This window comes from Streptomyces sp. CA-106110 (assembly GCF_050936285.1).
Taxonomy (GTDB): Bacteria; Actinomycetota; Actinomycetes; order Streptomycetales; family Streptomycetaceae; genus Streptomyces.
The window spans coordinates 7,601,034-7,621,845 of sequence record NZ_JBNJNB010000001.1 but is presented as its reverse complement, the minus strand read 5'-3'; the positions used below and the strand labels follow the sequence as shown (position 1 = coordinate 7,621,845).

General features: G+C 72.0%; 19 protein-coding genes and 1 tRNA gene. 14 read left to right on the top strand and 6 right to left on the bottom strand.

Features of this window, described 5'->3' with window-relative positions; genetic code table 11:
- Positions 1-45: 45 nt before the first annotated feature.
- Complete coding sequence (locus ACQEXA_RS35125; protein WP_433132008.1) at positions 46-579, top strand: hypothetical protein; 534 nt, start codon at positions 46-48, stop codon at positions 577-579.
- 40 nt (positions 580-619) lie between these two features.
- Here the strand turns inward: ACQEXA_RS35125 and ACQEXA_RS35120 are convergent, their stop codons facing one another.
- Entirely contained in the window at positions 620-1,486 is an 867-nt protein-coding gene (locus tag ACQEXA_RS35120; RefSeq protein WP_432928094.1) for a spermidine synthase, read from the bottom strand.
- An 83-nt stretch (positions 1,487-1,569) separates the two neighbouring features.
- Positions 1,570-2,004, bottom strand: coding sequence for a hypothetical protein (locus ACQEXA_RS35115; RefSeq protein WP_433132006.1), 435 nt, complete (start codon positions 2,002-2,004; stop codon positions 1,570-1,572).
- A gap of 302 nt (positions 2,005-2,306) precedes the next feature.
- Between ACQEXA_RS35115 and ACQEXA_RS35110 the strand changes: the two genes are divergently transcribed.
- Positions 2,307-3,770 carry a hypothetical protein gene (locus ACQEXA_RS35110; protein WP_432928096.1) on the top strand — a complete coding sequence of 488 codons (1,464 nt, stop codon included), beginning with the start codon at positions 2,307-2,309 and terminating at the stop codon, positions 3,768-3,770.
- Positions 3,771-3,779: 9 nt separating this feature from the next.
- Here ACQEXA_RS35110 and ACQEXA_RS35105 read toward each other — a convergent pair whose 3' ends face one another.
- Positions 3,780-4,376, bottom strand: coding sequence for a histidine phosphatase family protein (locus ACQEXA_RS35105; RefSeq protein WP_359391540.1), 597 nt, complete (start codon positions 4,374-4,376; stop codon positions 3,780-3,782).
- Between the two features lie 202 nt (positions 4,377-4,578).
- Here ACQEXA_RS35105 and ACQEXA_RS35100 point away from each other — a divergent pair, with 202 nt between their 5' ends.
- The 7 genes from ACQEXA_RS35100 to ACQEXA_RS35070 all read left to right on the top strand — a co-directional run bounded on the left by ACQEXA_RS35100 (position 4,579) and on the right by ACQEXA_RS35070 (position 11,137).
- Positions 4,579-5,532 (top strand): phosphatase PAP2 family protein, encoded by a 954-nt coding sequence (locus ACQEXA_RS35100; RefSeq protein ID WP_432928098.1) that lies wholly within the window; start codon positions 4,579-4,581, stop codon positions 5,530-5,532.
- Positions 5,483-6,631 (top strand): hypothetical protein, encoded by a 1,149-nt coding sequence (locus ACQEXA_RS35095; RefSeq protein ID WP_432928099.1) that lies wholly within the window; start codon positions 5,483-5,485, stop codon positions 6,629-6,631. The genes ACQEXA_RS35100 and ACQEXA_RS35095 overlap by 50 nt, the downstream gene beginning before the upstream one ends.
- The gene (locus tag ACQEXA_RS35090) at positions 6,622-8,262 is read left to right on the top strand and encodes a hypothetical protein (RefSeq protein WP_433132003.1); all 1,641 of its coding nucleotides are present in this window, start codon (positions 6,622-6,624) and stop codon (positions 8,260-8,262) included. Before ACQEXA_RS35095 ends, ACQEXA_RS35090 begins: the two co-directional genes overlap by 10 nt.
- The gene (locus tag ACQEXA_RS35085; protein ID WP_432928102.1) at positions 8,259-9,611 is read left to right on the top strand and encodes an AAA family ATPase; all 1,353 of its coding nucleotides are present in this window, start codon (positions 8,259-8,261) and stop codon (positions 9,609-9,611) included. Before ACQEXA_RS35090 ends, ACQEXA_RS35085 begins: the two co-directional genes overlap by 4 nt.
- Before the next feature lie 305 nt (positions 9,612-9,916).
- Positions 9,917-10,282, top strand: a complete 366-nt coding sequence (locus ACQEXA_RS35080) for a hypothetical protein (protein WP_432928104.1) — start codon at positions 9,917-9,919, stop codon at positions 10,280-10,282.
- Between the two features lie 161 nt (positions 10,283-10,443).
- On the top strand, positions 10,444-11,073 hold the full coding sequence (locus ACQEXA_RS35075) for a bifunctional DNA primase/polymerase (RefSeq protein ID WP_432928106.1): 630 nt from the start codon (positions 10,444-10,446) through the stop codon (positions 11,071-11,073).
- Positions 11,064-11,137, top strand: a tRNA-Lys gene (locus tag ACQEXA_RS35070). Before ACQEXA_RS35075 ends, ACQEXA_RS35070 begins: the two co-directional genes overlap by 10 nt.
- A 246-nt stretch (positions 11,138-11,383) precedes the next feature.
- Here ACQEXA_RS35070 and ACQEXA_RS35065 read toward each other — a convergent pair.
- A complete protein-coding gene (locus tag ACQEXA_RS35065) occupies positions 11,384-12,757 on the bottom strand; it encodes a M6 family metalloprotease domain-containing protein (RefSeq protein WP_432939193.1) in 1,374 nt (457 codons plus the stop codon).
- 464 nt (positions 12,758-13,221) lie between these two features.
- Here ACQEXA_RS35065 and ACQEXA_RS35060 point away from each other — a divergent pair, with 464 nt between their 5' ends.
- Positions 13,222-15,105, top strand: a complete 1,884-nt coding sequence (locus tag ACQEXA_RS35060) for a putative bifunctional diguanylate cyclase/phosphodiesterase (RefSeq protein WP_432928108.1) — start codon at positions 13,222-13,224, stop codon at positions 15,103-15,105.
- Between the two features lie 108 nt (positions 15,106-15,213).
- Here ACQEXA_RS35060 and ACQEXA_RS35055 read toward each other — a convergent pair whose 3' ends face one another.
- Positions 15,214-16,296 (bottom strand): LLM class flavin-dependent oxidoreductase, encoded by a 1,083-nt coding sequence (locus ACQEXA_RS35055; RefSeq protein WP_360991605.1) that lies wholly within the window; start codon positions 16,294-16,296, stop codon positions 15,214-15,216.
- Positions 16,297-16,386: 90 nt separating this feature from the next.
- Complete coding sequence (locus tag ACQEXA_RS35050; RefSeq protein WP_432928110.1) at positions 16,387-17,118, bottom strand: maleate cis-trans isomerase family protein; 732 nt, start codon at positions 17,116-17,118, stop codon at positions 16,387-16,389.
- A gap of 355 nt (positions 17,119-17,473) precedes the next feature.
- Here ACQEXA_RS35050 and ACQEXA_RS35045 point away from each other — a divergent pair, with 355 nt between their 5' ends.
- From ACQEXA_RS35045 to ehuD, 4 genes are all read left to right on the top strand, one after another.
- The gene (locus tag ACQEXA_RS35045; RefSeq protein ID WP_432928112.1) at positions 17,474-18,436 is read left to right on the top strand and encodes a D-2-hydroxyacid dehydrogenase; all 963 of its coding nucleotides are present in this window, start codon (positions 17,474-17,476) and stop codon (positions 18,434-18,436) included.
- Positions 18,437-18,573: 137 nt separating this feature from the next.
- Complete coding sequence (gene ehuB, locus ACQEXA_RS35040) at positions 18,574-19,470, top strand: ectoine/hydroxyectoine ABC transporter substrate-binding protein EhuB (protein WP_432928114.1); 897 nt, start codon at positions 18,574-18,576, stop codon at positions 19,468-19,470.
- Positions 19,467-20,165 carry an ectoine/hydroxyectoine ABC transporter permease subunit EhuC gene (ehuC, locus tag ACQEXA_RS35035; RefSeq protein WP_432928116.1) on the top strand — a complete coding sequence of 233 codons (699 nt, stop codon included), beginning with the start codon at positions 19,467-19,469 and terminating at the stop codon, positions 20,163-20,165. The genes ehuB and ehuC overlap by 4 nt, the downstream gene beginning before the upstream one ends.
- Complete coding sequence (gene ehuD, locus ACQEXA_RS35030; protein WP_433132001.1) at positions 20,162-20,812, top strand: ectoine/hydroxyectoine ABC transporter permease subunit EhuD; 651 nt, start codon at positions 20,162-20,164, stop codon at positions 20,810-20,812. Before ehuC ends, ehuD begins: the two co-directional genes overlap by 4 nt.

Sequence of the window (20,812 nt, the reverse complement as noted above, 5' to 3'; positions counted from 1 at the left end):
CGACTCGCGGGACACCGGTGGGGCGCGTGGGGCAGTATGGCCGGGATGTTGAGAGGACTCGTACACGTACTGGCATGGTCGCTCGCCACGGGCGCGGCGGTCACGCTGTCGTGGTGGGGCGTCCACACGGTGATGGCGGGGACCGCCTACGACCCCCCGCGCGCCCTGCCCATCACGGCGGGTGGCGCGACGACTCAGGGCACCAGGCCGCAGATCGCGTCGACGGAGCGGCCGGAACCGTCGCGGAGTGCGAGCGGGACGCCCGCGCCGAGCACGACGCCGGTCCCCTCGAAGAAGTCCGGCACGAGCCCCTCGCCCTCCCCGACGACGCCCCCGTCCTCCCCTTCTGCTTCCACCAGCCGCGTCACGAGCCATGACACCACCGGCGGGCGGGCGGTCTTCGACCTCGGTACGACGTCCGCGACGCTGGTGTCCGCGACGCCCGGTCCGGGCTGGTCGATGCAGGTGTGGAAGACGGAGTCGTGGATCCGCGTGGAGTTCGCCTCCGGCACGCAACGGGTCACCGTGTTCTGCACGTGGCACGACGGCCCGCCCCATGTGGACGTCGAGACCTACTAATCCGGCACGGGGGCAGCGTGGTGCCTGCCGGCCACGCGGGTCAGCGGAAGACCGAGGGCGGGGGCGCCGGTGACGCCACGGCCGCCGCGTCCGTGACCGCCACCGCGCCACCGGTGAAGTCGGTCAGTGCCCTGCCGTGCTCCACGCGCGCGGGGTGCGGGTCCGAGGCGGCTCGGCGGGTGAGTTCGGCGAACGGAAGAGGATGGGCGGAGGCGATCAGAACCGCGTTCCCGAAGCGCTTGCCGCGCAGTACGACGGGGTCGGCGATCAGAGCGAGTTCGGGGAAGACAGCCGCGGCGGTCGAGATCTGCCCGCGCAGATGGGCGAGCGGCGGGCCGTCGGCGAGGTTGGCCGCGTACTGGCCGCCGTCCTTGAGCACCCTGCGGACATCCGTGAGGAACTCGACCGATGTCAGATGGGCCGGGGTGCGCGCCCCGCTGAACACATCCGTGATGACCAGGTCCGCCCAGCCGTCCGGCACCTTGGCGAGTCCCACGCGGGCGTCCGCGGAACGCACCCGTATGCGGGCGTTGGGGTCCAAGGGCAGCGTGCGCCGCACCAGTTGGACGAGCGAGGCATCGCGCTCGACCACCTGCTGGGTGGAGCGGGGGCGGGTGGCGGCGGTGTAGCGGGCGAGGGTGAACGCGCCTCCGCCGAGGTGCACGGCCTGCACCGGCCGACCGGGCGGCGCGGCCAGATCTATGACATGGCCGAGGCGCCGCTGGTACTCGAAACCGAGGTACGCCGGGTCGTCCAGGTCGACCATCGACTGCGGGGCGCCGTCGATGAGAAGGGTCCAGGCGCGCGACCGGTCCCGGTCGGGTATCAGCTGGGCGAGACCGCCGTCGACCGCCTCGACCACCGGCTCGACGGCCTTCTCCCGCCGCGCGTTCCGTGACCTGCCCATCCAGCCATTATCCGGGGCCCTGCCGCGGGCGGCCCACTCGGCCGCCCCGTGGCGACCGCCTGGCGCGGACCGTCAGCGTCCGGCTACCGACAGTTGTCGGCGGCCTCGAGCAGTCGGGCCGCCTCCCCGAGCGCCTCCCGGAGCACCGCGGGGTCCGTCGCCAGCTCCGCCTCGCCCGGAGGGAGCAGCCAGCCCGTGCCCTCGACCGGAGGTTCCGGGGCGACCAGGCTGATGCCGCGCCCCGCCGTCTGCGTGCAGGTGCTGCCGGGGACGTCCCAGGCGTCGGCTGTCCCGGGCGGGACCAGGAAGCCCAGGGTGTCGCAGCCGTCGTCGTGGAGGACGGGCCCGACGCAGTCGCCCGCACCGCGGCGGAGGATGTCGACGGCCTCGAGTCCCTGCCGGGCCGGGACGGTCACAAGGTCGGGGGCCTGGGTCGGCGGCGCGCCGCGGTCCGCGGCGGGCATGCGGCACGCACCCGGCGGCTGCGTACGGAACTCGGTGCTCTGCGTGGTCTGCATCCCGGCCTCCAAAGCGGAACCCCTCCTCGGCAGTGAGTTGGGTCGGGAGTTCGGGGGGCTCCCGGTCCACCGGGTTAAACGCTTCGGACCGTCAACGGCAACGGGCACAACACCATCGCAAAGGATGGCAGTTCATGGCAGATCGCGTATGAGATATCCGGTTTGCAGCTAAACCTCGCGTGACCACTCCCACTGGACGGGTACGTTCTTGCACCGCCGGACTCAGGGAACCAACTGTCACCACGCGGGCAAGTCGTCCCGAATCCGGCATGGTTCGACGGTTCGCACGAGAGGGCCCGACCATGACCACGTCCCAATACCCCAGGCCATCGCGGCCCAACCTCGCCTTCCGACAGCTGCGCGGACAGCGCTCGCCGGGCGAGTTCGCCGCGTCGGTTCGACGCGCCGCGGTGGAGATCGGTGAGCGGGTCAGCTGTGACGCGCGGTACATCGGACGGGTCGAGGCGGGCGAGATCCGTTGCCCCAACTACGCCTACGAACGGGTGTTCCTGCATATGTTCCCCGGTCGCACGCTGGCGGACCTGGGATTCGCACCTCGCTCGGCCGTACGCGGCCGGGCGGCGCGCATCGCCGACGAGGCGCCCCCCGCACACGCCGGCCGCCGTCCGTACGCTCCGAGTGAAACGCGCGGGGCGGGCAAGACGTATGAAACGCCAGATACCTCCGAGACGCACGAGCCGTACGGCACACGCGCGTACGACGAACAGAACCACGAGGAGAGCGACGTGCAACGTCGCGCATTCATGACCGGCGGCACCTTCACAGTGGCGGCCGCCTCCCTGAGCCCGCTGGGGCTCGCCTTCGGCGGCACCGCAGCGGCCGTCGAACGCCCTGTCCACCGTACGGGCTCGTCCGAGGCCTGTGCGCTCGAAGAGGCCGTACGCAAGATCCGCCTGCTCGACGACCGGCACGGCGCGGACGGCCTGTACCGGCGTGCCGCCGCCCCGCTGCGCGCCGCGTACGCGTTGCTGGACGCCGGTACGACCCGGCAGGCCGTGGCCGACCGGCTGTACGCGGGCGCCGGGGAACTGGCCATTTCGGTCGGCTGGCTCGCCCACGACTCGGGACGCTTCGACGACGCCCGCTCGCACTACGCGGAGGCGCTGGCCACGGCTCGGATGTCCGGAGACCCGGCTTTGGAAGCCCACGCGTTCTGCAACACGGCGTTCCTCGCGCGCGATGCCGGACGGCCGCGGGAGGCCGTACGGGCGGCGCAGGCGGCCCAGCGCGCCGCACGTCCGCTCGGCTCGAGCCGCCTGATGTCGCTGCTCGCCCTGCGGGAGGCGGGCGGCTGGGCCGGGCTCGCCGACCGGTCGGGCTGCGAGCAGGCGCTGGTCCGGGCGCAGGCCCTGTTCGAGCGCGGGACGTCGGACGCGGACCCCGAGTGGATGACGTTCTACGGCGAGGCCGAACTCGAGGGCTTGGAGGCGCAGTGCTGGTCCACGCTGGGCGACTGGCCGCGCGCGGCCCGGCACGCCCGGCGCGCCGCACATCTGCAGGACCCGCACTTCTCCCGGAACATCGCCCTGTACACGGCGGAGCTGGCCGACGACCTGGCCCGCGGCGGCCGCCCCGACGAGGCGGCGCAGGCCGGACAGCGCGTCATCGACCTGCTGGGCGAGGTCCAGTCGTCCAGGATCCAGACGATGCTGGCGGGCACGGCGAGAGTCCTGCTGCCCCACCGCCGGACCTCCGGCGTGTCGGCGTTCCTGGACCGCCATGCCTCGCTGCCCAGGATCCCGTGAGGACGACGGCTACGCCGTGAGGTGACCGCAGTCGTTCCACGACTCGATCGCCGGTTCCCCGTACGCCCATCCGAGCACCGACAGTGACGTCGGGTTGAGACGTATGCGAGCGGCGAACTCCAGTGGTAGCCCCAGCCAGCGCGCTCCCAGCGAGCGCAGGATGTGGCCGTGGGCGAAGACCAGGACGTCCCGGTCCGCCGAGCGGGCCCAGGACACGACCTCGTCCGCGCGCGCGGAGACCTCGGCCAGGGACTCCCCCTCCGGGACACCGTCGCGCCAGATGAGCCAGCCCGGCCGGACCGACTGGATCTCGGCCGGCGTCATCCCCTCGTACGCGCCGTAGTCCCACTCGAGCAGTGCGTCCCAGGCGCTCGCCCGCTCACCGAACCCGGCGAGTTCGCACGTCTCACGCGCGCGTGCCAGCGGACTCGTGCGCACCTCGACTCCGGGCAGCCCGTCCCAGGGTGCCCGGTTCAGCCGTTCGCCGAGGAGCTTGGCGCCCCGTCGCCCCTCCTCCAGGAGCGGCACGTCGGTCCTGCCGGTGTGCTTGCCGGACAGAGACCACTCCGTCTGTCCGTGCCGGGCCAGCAGGATGCGCGGTGCCATGAACGTCCTTTCCGGGATGAACCGAGAGGAAAACAACAAGGAAGTCACACCATCATCGCGCACCCCGTTCACGGGCAACCCGGTGGGAGATCTCTGCGTCTTTGAGGGCCGGGGGCGCGTCCTGACGAATGGGCGCGTACACCGTAAAGTGACTCGACCGGGTCACCGGGAGCAGCAGAGCAGAAGGGGGAGGGCGAATCGGATGCCGCAGGCCGAGTCACCAGGCACCGGGGTGAACCCGCCGGTCCGGCCGCGCTGGTGGACCGAACTTCCCCTGATCCTGCTGGTGTACGCCTCGTACTCGGCCGGCCGGCTGCTCGCCCGGGGTGACGTCGACGACGCCGTCGAGCACGGCAAGTCGATACTGCACCTGGAGAAGGTGCTCCGTATCAACGCCGAGAACCCGCTGAACCGTCTCTTCACCCGCGAGCCATGGCTCGGCATACCGGCCGACTTCTGGTACGCGTCACTGCACTATCTGGTGACGCCCGTGATCCTGGTATGGCTGTTCAGGCGCCGTTCCGAGCACTACCGCGCGGCCCGGACCTGGTTGATGACCTCCACGTTCCTCGGCCTGATCGGCTTCACGCTGACGCCGACCTGCCCACCCCGGCTGCTGTCCGCGGCCCACGGTTTCGTCGACACGATGGCCCAGTACAGCTCGTACGGCTGGTGGGCGGGCGACGCGAGCGCGCCGCGTGGTCTCGGCGGCATGACGAACCAGTACGCGGCGATGCCGAGTCTGCACGTCGGCTGGGCGCTGTGGTGCGGAGTGATGCTCTGGCGACACGGCCGCACACGCTGGGCCAAGGTGGCGGGCGTCGCCTACCCGGCGCTTACCGCGATCGTCGTGATGGGCACCGGGAACCACTACCTCCTCGACGCGGTCGCGGGCATCGCCGTCATGGGCGCCGGCTTTCTGCTGTCCCGGCCGATGACGCGAGCGGCCGACGCGGTCCGCGCCCGGCTGCGGACCGCGACCGCCCCCGCCACGGGCGCCTCTACGACCACAAGTTCCTCGATTGTCAGTGCTGGATGCCAGACTTCGGCGGGTGAGCGAATTCCCCGACAGCGCATCTCCCGCACCGCACCGGGAGCCGGGCCGGGTGCCTCCCCCGCGGACGCGGGGGACGGCGCTGCGGCAGCGGCTCGCTGACCTGCGCGGCCCGGCCGTACCGCCGAAGGCGCTCGACGCCCGCGCGCTGGCCGCGCTCGCCGCGAACCCGGGGTGCAGGCGCCGCGCGCTCCTCGACGGCGCCGGGGTGGACAAGTCGTCGCTGGCCGATGCGCTGGGAGCCCCGTCGGCCTTCGGCCAGTCCCAGTTCGCCTTCATGCGGGGCAACGCGTTCGAGGCCAGAGTCAAGGCGGACGGCGGCGCCGAGCTGCTGCGGCTGGTGCACGAGAAGCTGGACCCGACTGCCGAGCCGCCGGGCAAAGCCCTGGTTCCCGATCTCGCCGCCATAGGGCCCGAAGGCCGCGCTGCCCGTACGGCGCTGGCGTTGCGCGAGGCCACCGAGGCGCGCGGCTGGGCGCTGCTCGACCACCCCATGCTCGCCCTCGACGTGGCGGGCTCCCCCGCGTTCCTGGAGCCGGACGCGGTGGTGGTGCACCCGGACGGCAGCTGGACCGTCGTCGAGATCAAGTCCTTCCCGCTGCTGGACGGATCGGCCGACCCGGCGAAGGTGGGGGCGGCCGCCCGGCAGTCCGCGGTGTACGTGCTGGCGCTCGAGGAGGTCGCGGCGCGCCTCGGCACGACGCCGGAGGGGCGCGCCGCCGTAGAGGTACGTCACCAGGTCCTGCTGGTGTGCCCGAAGGACTTCTCCAACCTGCCGGCCGCGTCCCCCGTCGACATCCGCAAACAGCGCGCGGTCACCCGGCGCCAGCTGACCCGGCTCACCCGGATCGAGGAGATCGCGGACGGCCTCCCCGACGGCACGTGCTTCGCGCCCGACCTTCCGCAGGAAAAGCTGACGGCCGCCGTGGAGTCGGTCCCGGCGACCTATGCACCCGAGTGCCTGGCCGCCTGTGAACTGGCCTTCCACTGCCGCAGCCGCTCACGGGCCGAGGGCGCGGTGACGTCCTACGGCCGCTCGCTGCGGGCCGAGCTGGGCGGGCTGACCACGGTGGACGAGGTACTGGCCGCCGCCCACGGCACGGCGGGAGACCCGGACGACCCGGCGGTGACGGCCCTGCGCCGGGCGGCGCGGCTGCGGACGGAGGCGCTCGCCGCCCGGGAGGACGCCGTATGTCACTGATCGCCACGCTCGCCCGCCTGGAGGCCGTGCGGTCCGGCCGCGCCCAGCCCACGGCCACGGTCCGGCACCGGCACCTGTCGGAGCGCCCCCTCGTCTTCGTTCCGCTGACCACCGCGGGCGAGGCCGGTGCGCCGCTCGGAGCGCTCGTCGGCACCGACCGGGACGCGCCCCGGCTGCTCGTGGTGCCGCAGCCGCGCGACCGGGACCTCAGGTTCGCCTTCCTCGCCGACCTCGCCGACGTCGTCCTGCCGTACATCGACGGGTACGCCGAGGCGGTCGAGGCCGCCGAGCGCACCGAGACCGACCCGGAGACCGGCAAGCGGGTCAAGGTCGAGGTCGACCTGTGTGCGGACAGTCCGCAGTTGATCGTGCCGAGCCGGGCGGGCATCGACTTCGTACGGCTGCTGGGGCGCTCCACGCGGTTCCGCCGCACCGCCGAACAGGACCCCGAGACCCCGCACCCGGCGCCCCCGCGGGTGCCGCTGCTCGGCCGCTGGCTCACCCACTTCGGGGAGCGCTCCCGGGTCCCGGGCTCCTCGTTGCTGCTCTCGGTCACCGATGTACTGACGCAGCACTGGGCGACCGGGCAGTCCGGGCTCGAGGACCAGCATCTGGGCGCGCTGCTCGCGTGGATCGACCCGCCGCAGGGCGCAACGGGCGCGGAGGCGGCGCTCCGGGCGGAGCTGGCGCGGGACGCCCACGGCCAGTTGCTGTGCCCCCCGGCAGGCCCCGCCACCGACCCGGCCTTCGACAACAAGCTGCTCGCCCCGGCCATCGAGCGGTACGACCGCGCGCGGACGCGGCTGGCCACCGCCGAGGACGGTGTCGAGGCGGACGACCGGTTCGCCGAACTCACCGCAGCCGAGCGCGAGATCCGCGCCCTCGTCAAGAGCCGGACGCGTCCGACCTGGGACGCGATGTGGCACGGCCTCGACCTGCTGCGTGCCCTGCCGGAGGGCGCGCACGTCGAGGAGCGGTGGACCCGCGACCGCTGGTCGTTCACCGGCCACCGGGACCGCGTCGCCGCCGGGGAACCGCCGCAGCCGCGCCGCGACGACGCGGTCACGGCGGCGAACAAACTCGCCACCCGCGAGCGCGAACAGGGCCGGCTGGACGCCCAGCAGGCACTCGACGACCCGCTGGTCATGGCCGGGCGGCGGCTGACCGGGGAGGCGTTCGCGGGCGAGGTCACGGACGTCGTGATGACGTACAGCGAGGGCAAGCGGCCGAGCCCGCGCCCGCTGGTGACCGTACGGACCGAGGACCGACCGCATCTCGGGGAGCGCTCGAAGGTGTACCGCTCGCTCGGCGGGAAGCCCCAGGGGGCCGAGTTCGTCGCATACGAAGGGCAGCACGAGGGGCGGCACGACGAGGGAAGCGACGGGGACGGCGTCGGCGGCGGCCTGGTGGTCCTGCGCATCGTCGACAAGATGGGCCGCGGCAAGGAACCCGAGGCCGGGTCCGTGCCCGAGAAGGGCGACCATGTGTGCTTCACGCTGTTCGAGCACGAGCAGCGCGGCGGAGCGAAGCTGCCCGAGCCCGAGGAGACGCCCTGGACGCACGGCGGACCGCCGGGCGAAGCGGGGGCACTGCCGCAGCCGGATCCGGTGACCGAGGAGGACGTCCTGTGACCGCGTTCGCCCAGCCGGGCAGCGCCTTCGATCCGGGGAGCGCGGCCGCCCGGGCCACCGAGGCGATCCTGCGCGACACGCTGCACGGCACGTACCGCGGGGTCGTCGTCGACTCGCCGCCGGGCGCGGGAAAGTCGACGCTCGTGGTCCGCGCCGCGCTGGAACTGGCGGCGGCCGGCCGGCCGTTGATGGTGATCGCGCAGACCAACGCACAGGTGGACGACCTGGTGCTGCGGCTCGCGGAGAAGGATCCCGGCCTTCCGGTCGGCCGGCTGCACAGCAGCGACCCGGACCCCTACGACCGGGCTCTCGACGATCTTCCGCACGTCCGGAAGTCGACGAAGGCGGCCGATCTGGCCGGCCTCGACGTCGTCATCTCGACCGCCGCCAAGTGGGCCCACGTGAAGGACGTCGAGCCGTGGGGGCACGCCATCGTCGACGAGGCGTACCAGATGCGTTCGGACGCGCTGCTGGCGGTGGCCGGCCTGTTCGAACGAGCACTGTTCGTCGGCGACCCCGGACAGCTGGACCCGTTCTCGGTCGTCGGTGCCGAGCAGTGGGCGGGCCTGTCGTACGACCCGTCCGCGTCCGCGGTGACCACGCTCCTGGCCCACAACCCCGAGCTGCCGCAGCACCGGCTGCCGGTGTCCTGGCGGCTCCCGGCCTCCGCGGCGCCGCTCGTGTCGCACGCGTTCTATCCGTACACGCCGTTCCGCAGCGGAACCGATCGCGGGGACCGGCGACTCGGCTTCGCAGTGGCGTCCGACGGCTCCGGGCCCGACCGGGTGATCGACGAGGCGGCCGAGACCGGCTGGGGGCTGCTGGAGCTGCCCGCCCGGCACACCCCGCGAACGGACCCCGAGGCGGTGCGGGCGGTCGCGACGGTCGTACGGCGGCTGCTGGACCGGGGCGGGGCGGCGGTCTCGGAGCGGGCCGGGGAGCCGGTGCCGCTCACCGCGGACAGGATCGCCGTCGGCATGGCGCACCGGGACCAGGCGGCCGCGGTGCGCTCGGCGCTGACGGACCTCGGCGTGCGGGACGTGACGGTGGACACGGCCAACCGGCTCCAGGGCCGGGAGTTCGATGTGACGGTGGTGCTGCATCCGCTGTCGGGGCGCCCGGACGCCACGGCGTTCCATCTGGAGACCGGGCGGCTGTGCGTACTGGCGTCCCGGCACCGCCACGCGTGCATCGTGGTGTGCCGGGCGGGGGTGTCGGAGCTGCTGGACGACCATCCTTCGACGGAGCCCGTGCAGCTGGGGGTGACGGTGAAGTTCCCGGACGGCTGGGAGGCGAATCACGCGGTGCTGTCCCATCTGGCGGAGCATCGCGTGGCGTGGCGCCCCTGACGGCGTAACCCGGGAGCACCTGGCCGCGTCCGGCGTGACACAGGCCGGGCCGGCAGTCCTGTCCCTCGCGGAGGCCTGGCCGGACGACGGTCCTGACCAGTGTGAAGGCCGACGCTCGTGACGACTTCCGGGCGGCCGGGAACATCATGTGACCCGGCGGCCTTGAGACTGCGGATGACGTGCGGCGGGGGGAGCGCGTGGCGGTGGTGTCCCCGCACCCCCCGCGCCCTTGCGGCGTCGCGAGACAATGGACGGTGGCCCAACCAAATGACGGCGCCACCCGAACCGTACGAGGAGGAGAAGACATGTCGGAGCCCACGCCGCGTCGGAACGAGCCGCGGCTACGCCCCGCGCCCCTGCTCTTCGAGCCCGCGGAGGCGGCCTCCGACCCGGAACACTTCTTCGACCTGGAGTCGATCGACGACCCGCGGGCACTGCTCGCGCGGGCCACGGAGCTGACCCAGGCGTTTCGCGCGGCGGCGGACCGGGCGGCCGAGTACCAGGCGGTCGCCGCGGCCCAGCTGGCCGATCCGCGCCGCTTCGACCGGCTGACGCCCGCGGCGATCGGCGAGCAGGCGGAGTGGACCGAGGACTACGCGAAGAAGATGGTGGAGTTCGGCCGGGACCTGCTGCGCGGCGCCGAGGCGAGCGGGCCGGAGAGCCTGGGCTGAGCCGGGGGCCGGGTCCCCGGTCCAGCCGGGTCCGCCCTGGCCGCCGCACGAATGATCATTTGGCATATGCCGTGCGGCACAATACTCCGCCCTGCCCCCTCCCGTCCCGATTTTCCGCAACTCGCCGAGATGGTTCGCTCACTGTCGGTAGACAAGACGGTATGAGCAGCCGAACGCCGTTGCCCGCACCCTTCCGCGCACCCCTCTCCGACCGGTTCGACGTCTCCGGGGTCACCTCGGAGGGCGCCGCCTGGCTCGCCTCGGCAGGAACGTATCCCCGGAGCACGCTCGCACACTGGGCCGAGCGCCCCACCGCGCCGGTGGTGCTGCCCTGCGGTGTCGCGTTCGACGTGGTGAACGCCCCCGCGATCTTCGGGCGCCGGATGCTCGACCGGCTCTGGGACGAGGGGCCGGGCTCCGGGCCCGTAGCCGCGCACCGGGGCCGGATGCTGCTGTTCGCGGCGCCGGGCACGGCACGCCGGCTGCCGGCACTGCTCGACTGGGAGGAGTGGGGCGGCCGTGCCCACCCGATTCCCCCGCTGCTCTGCCACGGCCCCGGTGATGCGGTGACCGTGCCCGCCGTCCGACCCGCCGTGCCCGCGACTCCCCGCCCGGAATCCCGCTGGCTGGCGGCGCCCGACACCCGCCACCCCTGGCTTCCCGGCCCGGAGATCTTCCTCTGGGCAGCGGTCCGCGCGGCCCGCACGTCGGCCTCCACTGCCGTACGGATATCGATTTTTCCTCCCGCCGACCAGGGTGCTAAGGTCTACGACGTCAGCAGGCGCCGCTAGCTCAGTTGGTTAGAGCAGCTGACTCTTAATCAGCGGGTCCGGGGTTCGAGTCCCTGGCGGCGCACGATGGCGATGGCGAGTCGTGTTCGCGGACAGCGCGAACCGGGCTCGCCATCGTTGTTTTCGCGCGGCTTCGCCGCGCGTGGTGGAGGCTTCGCCACCCACACCCCCCGTCCGGGCCCTGCGGCGGTCACCGCCCGCTGCCTGCGCGGGACGAGTGCGCGGAAAGCGTGAACCCCGACCGCCACCTCCGCCCTCCACGCACCCTGAGAACCTCCCGGCACCCGGCATGCTCACCGTTGTGTCCACCTCAGCTCCTCGTGATCCGTACCGTCCACGCCCCGGTCGGCGTACGGTCCTCCACCTCCACCCGGACTCCGTCCCCCGGCACCGTGAAGCTCTCGCCGACCCGCACCGGCGCGTCCGCGAGGCCGGGATTGACCGAGGTGCCCCAGCACGCCGAGGTCCGCGGATGGGCGTCGACGACCTCGATCGGGCCGCCGCCTGACTCCGTCGCACCGCGGACCCGGTAGAGGAGGATGCCCTGCGTGCAGGCCTCGACATCGTTGCCCACCATCCCGCGCGCCTCGATGGCGAGCACACTGTCGGGCCCCGTCCGCACGACCGCCAGCTTGGTGCCACGCCCCGAACCGAACGCCTCGTAACCGGCACCCGGTACCTGCGCGGCGCTGCCCGCCGCGCCCGTCATCCCGGCCGCGCGGACGGTGGTCGCGTTCACCGGCACCTGCGGTACCCCGGTCGGCCCCGACTCCAGGGCCTCCAGCGTCAGCCGCGTGTCCGCGCTCCGGACGCACACGACCTGGCGCGGGTCCAGCCAGCCCAGCTTCCACTTGTGCCAGGCGAACAGGTCGGGCGCGAGTCCGAACTGGCTGCCCATGAGGTCCCAGTCACCGACATAGGTGTCCCAGTCACCCTTGCCGTCGACCGGGCGGTGGTACAGGTCGGGCAGGTCGAAGACATGGCCCGTCTCATGGGCGAGGACGAGCCGGTCCGGCGGGTGCTTCTCGAAGACCGTGACCACCCGCCGGATGTCCGTGCCGTCGGCGTGCAGCGGTGAGTCGAGGTTGACCACCTTCGTGGCGTCCGAGTCAACTCCGGGTGCGTCCGGATCGGCCACGAGGTACACGACGGGGAAGCGCGAGAAGTCGACGTACTTGTCCGACACGGCGATGGCGTCACGCAGATACGCGGCCCGGTGCCCGGGGTCCCAGTCGCGCTTCATGGCGTACCAGGCCGACGGGTGGGGCATCCGGATCCAGCGGTTCAGCGGATGCGGACGCACCGTGAACCGGCCGTAGGAGGCACGCTCGAAGAAGCGACTGGTGGCCGGGAAGTAGTCCGCGGTCAACTGGGCCGGCTTGGTCACCGGCTTCGCGTCCGGGAAGGACAGGAAGATCATGACCGCGTCCAACGGGCGGACAGGACGCGTATACGCGGCGTTCCAGGTGTCGAGGCCTTCCGAGTGGTGTGCCTGGCTGCGCGTGAGCTCACAGGGTGTCGCCGTCGGGTCGGCGAGCGCGGGCCCCGTGATGAGCGAGGTCGCCACCAGCGCCACCATCACCGCTGCCACGGACGCGGCACTGCGCAGGACAGGCGTCCCGAACCGGGCGGACTTCTGCAGGGCGTCCCGGATTGGCCCCACGAGGGGCAGCGGGCATGGCACGTCGACCTCCTGGGAGCGGATCCGGGACCTCAGCACCCAGCTTTGTCGCACTTGTATGACTATGTCCTGTTTGCCTGCCCCAGGAGGGTGAGACACCGTCAGGCGGGGGAAAGGCCAGATGGGAACCGCGAGTACCGGGGAGGGGCGGTGCAGGGCGGGAGCGCAGGACGGCGCACGATTTTCGAGGGGGCGGCCGAGACGGTCCGGCGCCTCCAGTACTCACGCAACGTCACAATCGAGGGCTGCCTGATAGAGCGGGGCCCGGTGCGGGCAGAAACGATCTGTCAGGACGTGTGCTCGCCCCGGGACGCTGGACAGCGGCTGGAAGGCCCTCGGGGCAGCCTCTATGATCGGCACACGTTCCTGCACGGACACGGCTCGTACGGTCGCTCGCCATGCGGCCGTCGACCCCGACGAGACCCACGAGATCCGTACGAAGAACGAGTGCACTGCGGGAGCGAGCGGTGAGCGGAACGTCCGAAGGGCCAGCGCCCGCGGCAGACCTCGTCGGCCCGGTCGTCACAGACAGTCACGAGACCATGTCATCCGGTACGTCCCAGCCACCGCTCCTCGCCGACGTGCATCCGGTCCCGTCGGCCACCGACCCACCGCCGTCGCCCCGTGCCGCGGATCCCCTGTTCGCCGCCTTCGCCGCCGCGCCGCTCGCCATGGCGGTCGTCGACCGGGAGGGGCTGGTCGTCACCGCCAACGAGGGGATGGGATCGCTGCTGGGCACCGCCGCCGAGGGGCTGCTCGGGAAGGTCGCCGCCGACCTGGTGGACCTGTCCTCGGACGCCCGCACCTGGCACGCCTTCCGCGAGGTGCTGCGCGGGCGCCAGGCCCGGCTGCGCTGCACGCGCCGGCTCAAACATCCCGACGGGCACTCGCTCTGGGTCCAGGTGACCGTCACCCCGCTGCCCCAGACGGAGCAGGCCGTCCTGCTCTCGGTCACCGACATCAACGCCCGCCGCGAACTCCAGGCGCAGCTCAGGCACTTGCAGATGCACGACCCGGTGACCCGGCTGCCCAACCGCACACTGTTCTTCGAACGTCTGTCGGCCGCGCTCGAGGCGGAGGCGTACGAGGAGAGCGGGACCGGCCGGATCGGGCTGTGCTACCTGGACCTCGACGGGTTCAAGGCCGTCAACGACACGCTCGGCCACCGGGTCGGCGACCGGCTGCTCGCGGCCGTGGCGGAGCGGCTGACGCGCTGCGCGGACGAGGCCGGCCAGGCGCGGGCGGTCACTCCCCTGGTGGCCAGGCTGGGCGGTGACGAATTCGCGCTGCTCGTCGAGGACTCGACAGGTACCGACCAGCTCGCCGAACTGGCCGGGTCGGTGCTGAAGGCACTCCAGGCGCCGTTCGACCTGTCCGGGCAGCGACTGTCCGTGTCGGCGTCCATCGGCGTCGTGGAGCGGCACACGGCCGGGACGACGGCGACGGGTCTGATGCAGGCCGCCGACACGACGCTGTACTGGGCGAAGGCCGACGGCAAGTCCCGCTGGACCCTCTTCGACCCCGAGCGCAACGCCCACCGCATGACCCGTCAGGCTCTCTCCTCCGGCCTGCGTCCGGCGATCGAACGGGGCGAGTTCGCCCTGGAGTACCAGCCGCTCGTGGGGATGGAGGACGAGCGCGTGCGCGGGGTGGAGGCGCTGGTGCGCTGGCATCACCCCCAGTTCGGCACGCTGACGCCGAATCGGTTCATCGGGCTGGCGGAGGAGGACGGCTCGATCGTCCAGCTCGGCCGCTGGGTGCTGAGGACGGCATGCGGTCAGGCGCGCCGCTGGCAGCTGGAACGCCCGGACGAGCCGCCGATCTTCGTCAGTGTGAACGTGGCGGTGCGTCAGGTGTGGGACTCCGACCTGGTGGCCGACGTGGCCGGCACACTCACGGAGACCGGACTCGCCCCGCACCTGCTGCAGTTGGAGCTGACCGAGTCGGCCGTCATGGGCTCGTCGGGCCGCCCGCTCCAGGCACTCCAGGCACTCAGCGACATGGGGGTGCGGATCGCCATCGACGACTTCGGCACCGGCTACTCGAACCTCGCCTACCTCAGCAGGCTGCCGGTGTCGGTGCTGAAACTGGACGGCTCGTTCGTCCGGGGTTTCCAGTACGAGGGCACGGGCGACCGTCCGAATCCCGCCGACGAGGTCATCGTCGAGGCCATGATCCAGCTCGCGCACCGGCTGGGCCTGACGGTCACCGCCGAGTGCGTGGAGACGTCCGCGCAGGCCACCCGGCTGCGCCGGATCGGCTGCGACACCGGTCAGGGGTGGCTGTACTCACGGCCCTTGCCGCCCGACCGCATCTCCGAGCTGGTCGAGGAGGCCTGCCGCCCTTCGTGACGGGCAGACGGGGAGGGCGCCGACCCGCGGTTCCCGGCCCGTTCGGCTCCCTGAACCGCGGACCGACCGTGCGCGGCCCGGGCCCCGAGTCCGGCCCTCCGCCCGCGCTCAGGCGGTCGGCAACCCGTAGGCGTCGGCGATCAGTTCGTAGGAGCGCACCCGTACGTCCCCGCCGTGGGCGTTCGACGTGATCATCAACTCGTCGGCGCCGGTGCGCTTCTGCAGACCGTCCAGGCCGGAGCGGACCTCGTCCGGAGTGCCATGGATGACGTTCGCGCTCCAGCTCTCGAAGAACTCCTGCTCCAGCGGCCCGAATTCGTACGCCTCCGCCTCCTGCGGGGTGGGGACGAGCCCGGGACGGCCCATGCGCAGCCGGAGCATGTTCAGGGCGGCGGCCCTCACCTGGCGGCGGGCCTCCTTCTCGTCGTCGGTGGCGAGGGCGGCGACGCCGATGAGGGCGTACGGCGTATCGAGGACCTCGGACGGGCGGAAGGACTCGCGGTACAGGTCGAGCGCCGGGATGGTGTTCTGCGCCGAGAAGTGGTGCGCGAAGGCGAAGGGCAGGCCGAGCATGCCGGCCAGCCGGGCGCTGAAGCCGGAGGAGCCGAGCAGCCAGATCGGCGGCCGGTGCGGGGACTGGACGCCCCCGGGGGAGGTGGCCTGGACGGGGCCTGGCACCGCGTGGATACGGGCGTACGGATGGCCGTCCGGGAAGTCGTCGTCGAGAAAGCGGGTCAGCTCGACCAGCTGCTGGGGGAAGTCGTCGGCTCCCTCGTTCAGCCGGTCGGTGCGGCGCAGCGCGGCGGCGGTGGCGCCGTCCGTGCCGGGGGCACGCCCCAGACCCAGGTCGACGCGGCCGGGTGCCATCGCCTCAAGCGTGCCGAACTGCTCCGCGATGACCAGCGGGGCGTGGTTGGGCAGCATCACCCCGCCCGAGCCGAGCCGGATGCGGTCCGTGTGCGCGGCGAGGTGGGCGAGGATCACGGCGGGAGAGGAGGAGGCCACGCCCGGCATGGAGTGGTGCTCGGCGATCCAGTACCGGTGGAATCCCCGGGACTCCGCGAGCCGGGAGAGCTCGACACTGGTACGGAGCGCGTCGGTGGCGGTGCTCCCCGCACCGACCGTGACCAGGTCGAGTACGGACAGGGGGACGGGCGCCGTGCCCTGCGCCGAACCTCGGATCTCCTCCACCGAACTGCCTCCTGCGTCTGGGTCGCGACTCAGGCGCCACAACAGGGGGCAATCCCTGGTTATTCCCGGTCACCGCCCGGGGCCGGGGCGTCACACCTGGACGATCGGCTCCCTGGTGAACAGGGCCCCGAGGCGGGGGGCGTTCACACGGCGGTCCACCAGGCGCAGGGCCTCCCACACCGTGACCTGGTTCGCCGTGAGGACCGGCTTGGCCAGTTCCTTCTCCAGGAGCGTCAGATGCGCCGCCGTGTGCAGCCCCGTGTCGGGGAGCAGAACCGCGTCGGCACCTGCGTGATCACCCTCCTGGGCGAGCGCCAGTACCTCCTTCGCGCCCCAGCCGGCCGTCTCCGCCGCCGTGGCGCCGCCCGCGGATCGGACCGAGACCACCTCCACACCGGCCGCCCGCAGGAACCCGGCGAACAGGTCCGCCACATCGTCCGGGTAGGTCGCCGCGACGGCCACGCGCCGCGCGTCGAGCTCCCGCACGGCGTGCACGAAGGCGAACGAGGTGGAGGAGGCAGGCATCCCGGCCGTGCGGGCGAGGGCGCGCACCTGCTCGTGGGCTCCCTCCCAGCCGTGCACGAAGCTTCCGCTGGTGGACGCCCACACCACCGCCTCGGCGCCCGCGAGGCGCAGTTCCTCCACGCCCGACGCGAGCCGCTCCGGCGAGCCGATCTCCCGCAGCCCGTCCAGCCGCAGCGCGCCCTGACCGGTGTCGGTGTGCACGAGGTCCACCCGGATGTCGCTGGCCAGCAGCTGCTCGATGCGTGGATAGTCGTCCTCCGCGGAGTGGCCCGGGTAGAGGAATCCAAGTGCGGTCATGCCGAACCTTCCTGTTCTTCCGGCGGTGCGGGTCCGTGGTGCGCTGTCTCTCCGCCACTGCCCTCGAGGACGTGACAGCCGGCCCCCAGAAGAGCCTGACGGGGTCCCGTCACCCGGGTACCCAGATGACGCCGAGCCCCGCCCACATCCTCACCTGGTTGGCCGAGAGGACATCGGCCGCGATGTGTTACGGCGCCTTCCCTCAGGAGCGGGCGGCTAACGCCGAAGCGACGGCGTGCGGGGCGCGGCGTGCGTGTTGACGGCGCCGGTTTCCGGTGCGACGGTGGTCCATCCGCGCATGTCAGACACCCGGTCGGCACCGTCGGCCGGTGCCGATCGAGGACACGGGTGCCGCATGACCGCTCCCCCGCCCGGCCGCCCGACCCTGCTCGTCCTGGACGCCGAGCCGCTGCCCCGTCTCGGCCGCCTGACCGGCCGGGTGCGGATCGAGCACGCGGATGCCTCGACGCTCGCCGAACGGCTGCCGCACGCGGACGTGCTGCTCGTCTGGGACTTCACCTCGCGGGCGGTGCGCGACGCCTGGCCCGGTACGGGCCGCAGGCCACGCTGGGTGCACACGGCCAGCGCGGGCGTGGACCACCTGATGTGCCCCGAACTCGTCGCGTCCGACACGGTGGTGACGAACGCGCGCGGCGTCTTCGACCAGCCGGTCGCCGAGTACGTGGCCGCGCTCGTCCTCGCGCTGGCCAAGGACCTGCCGCGGACCTGGGAGCTGCAACGGGAGCGGGAGTGGCGGCATCGCGAGACCACGCGGCTCGCGGGCACCCGCGCGTGCGTGGTCGGCTCCGGGCCGATCGGGCGGACGATCGCCCGTACGCTCAAGGCGCTCGACGTCACGACGGCGGTCGTGGGCCGCGTCCCGCGCACCGGCATCCACGGCCCGGCCGACCTAGACCGGCTGCTGACCCGCGCCGACTGGGTGATCGCGGCGGCGCCACTGACGCAGCAGACGTACGGCATGTTCGACGCCCGGCGCTTCGGTGTCATGCAGCCCTCCGCGCGCTTCATCAACGTCGGGCGCGGGCAGCTCGTGGACGAGGACGCACTCGCCGAGGCGTTGACGAAACGGTGGATCGCGGGCGCGGCGCTCGATGTCTTCCGGCACGAACCACTCGGTTCCGACAGCCCGTTGTGGCGCGTTCCGGGCCTGCTCGTGTCCCCCCACATGAGCGGCGACACGGCCGGCTGGCGCGATGAGCTCGGCGCGCAGTTCGTCGCGTTGTACGAGCGCTGGGCGGCAGGCGAACCACTTGTGAATGTGGTCGACAAGAATCGTGGATACGTGCCCGGCCACTGAGGGTCCTCCCGGCCCGCATCGTGGCAGGTCAGTGCGGCGATGGAGCGGAATGACGCCGTCCGGGCGGGGCAGCCCGGCGAAGCGCGGGGCCGAGAGGGGCCTGAATACATCGCCCGGTCTCGGGTAGCGGCGCGTCCATGGCTCCACCACGGACGAATGACCCAGGGAAAACCGGAACCACCAGACGGTCGCTGCTGGCCGGCGTCGCCGCGCTGGGCGCCGCCGGCTGCAGCCGCGTGGCCGCGGCGTCGACCACGCCCGGCGGTGATCTGCTCAGCCGGCTCAAGGCCCAGGGCGTCGTTCGCCTCGGCATCGCCGGTGAGATCCCCTTCGGCTACATCGACAAGAACGGCGACCTCACCGGCGAGGCCCCGGAGCTGGCCAAGGTCATCTTCAAACGCCTCGGCGTCGACCGCGTTCAGCCCGTGCCGACCGAGTTCGGCTCGCTGATACCCGGACTGAACTCACAGCAGTTCGATGTGGTCTCGGCCGGGATGTACATCAATGCGGACCGCTGTCAGCAGGTCATCTTCGCCGACCCCGACTACCAGATGCTCGGCTCCTTCATCGTGAGCAAGGGGAATCCGAAGGGTCTGCACTCCTACCAGGACGTCGTCGCGAAGAAGGCGAAATTCGCCACCGGCACCGGGTACGCCGAGATCCAGTACGCCGTCGAGGCCGGCTACAAGGAAAGCGACATCCTGATCGTCCCCGACCAGGTCGCCGGGCTGAACGCGGTGGAGGCCGGGCGTGCCGATGTGTTCGCCGGCACCGCGCTCACCACCCGTGAGGTTGTCAAGAAGTCCCGCAAGGCGGAGGCCACCAAACCCTTCGCGCCTCTCGTCAAGGGCAAGCCGCACATCGACGGCGGCGGCTTCGCCTTCCGGCCCACCGAGACGGGCCTGCGGGACGCCTTCAACGTCGAGCTGAAGAAGATGAAGGCGAGCGGCGAGCTCTTCCGCATCCTGCGCCCGTTCGGTTTCACCAAGGCCGAGATGACCGACATGACCGCGAAGGAGCTGTGCCGCGGATGACATCGGGACTCTGGGAACTCGTACTGAAGGGCGTATGGACCACCGTCCAGCTGCTCGTGCTCAGCGCGCTGCTCGCGACGGGCGTCTCCTTCGCCGTCGGCATCGCACGCACCCATCATCGGTGGATCGTCCGCTTCCTCGCCGGTTTCTACACCGAGGTGTTCCGCGGCACATCCGCCCTGATCATGATCTTCTGGGTGTTCTTCGTGCTGCCGCTCGCCTTCGGCTGGCAGCTGGTGCCGCTGTGGGCGGGCACGCTCGCCCTCGGACTGACCTACGGGGCGTACGGCGCCGAGATCGTGCGCGGCGCCCTCAACTCCGTCGACCCGGCGCAGCGCGAAGGCGGGATCGCACTGAGCTTCACGCCCTGGCAGCGGCTGCGCAAGATCCTGCTTCCGCAGGCCGTGCCGGAGATGATCCCGCCGTTCTCCAACCTGCTGGTCGAGTTGCTCAAGGGAACCGCGCTGGTCTCCATCATGGGCATGGGTGACCTGGCGTTCAGCGGCAACCTGGTGCGGCTCGCGCTGCAGGAGAGCGCGCAGATCTACACCTACATCCTGCTCATCTACTTCGTGATCGCCTTCCTGCTCACCCGGCTGATGCGCAGGCTCGAGCGCCGCCTCAAGGCCGGGGTCGGAAAGGTGCCGCAGCCCCGGGTGTCCATCCCTGAGCCCGTCGGAGGTGGTGTCTCGTGAAGTGGGACTGGGGTGCCGTCCGCGACTTCATGCCGCATTTCTGGGACGGCCTGCTCGTCACCCTCCAGGCGCTGGCCCTCGGCTCGCTGATCTCGTTCGCCCTGGGCCTCGTATGGGCGCTGCTGATGCGCACACCCAGCCGGTGGGTGCGCTGGCCCGTGAGGATCGTCACCGAGTTCATCCGTGACACCCCGCTGCTGGTGCAGCTGTTCTTCCTGTTCTATGTGCTGCCCGAATGGGGTCTCACCTTCTCCGCGCTGACCACCGGTGTCATCGCGATCGGCCTGCACTACTCGACGTACACGATGCAGGTCTACCGGGCCGGTATCGAGGCCGTCCCGGCCGGCCAGTGGGAGGCGGCGACCGCGCTGAGCCTGTCCATGCGGCGCACCTGGACTGTGGTGATCCTGCCGCAGGCGATCCGAAGGGTCGTACCGGCGCTCGGGAACTACGTGATCTCGATGCTCAAGGACACACCGCTGCTGATGGCGATCACCGTCCTGGACATGCTCGGTGAGGCGCGGCTCTTCTCGCAGCAGCACTTCCAGTTCACCGAGCCGCTCACCGTCATCGGTGTGGCCTTCGTCCTCATCTCCTACCCCGCCTCCCTCCTCCTGCGAGCCCTGGAGCGACGCCTTGTCCGCTGA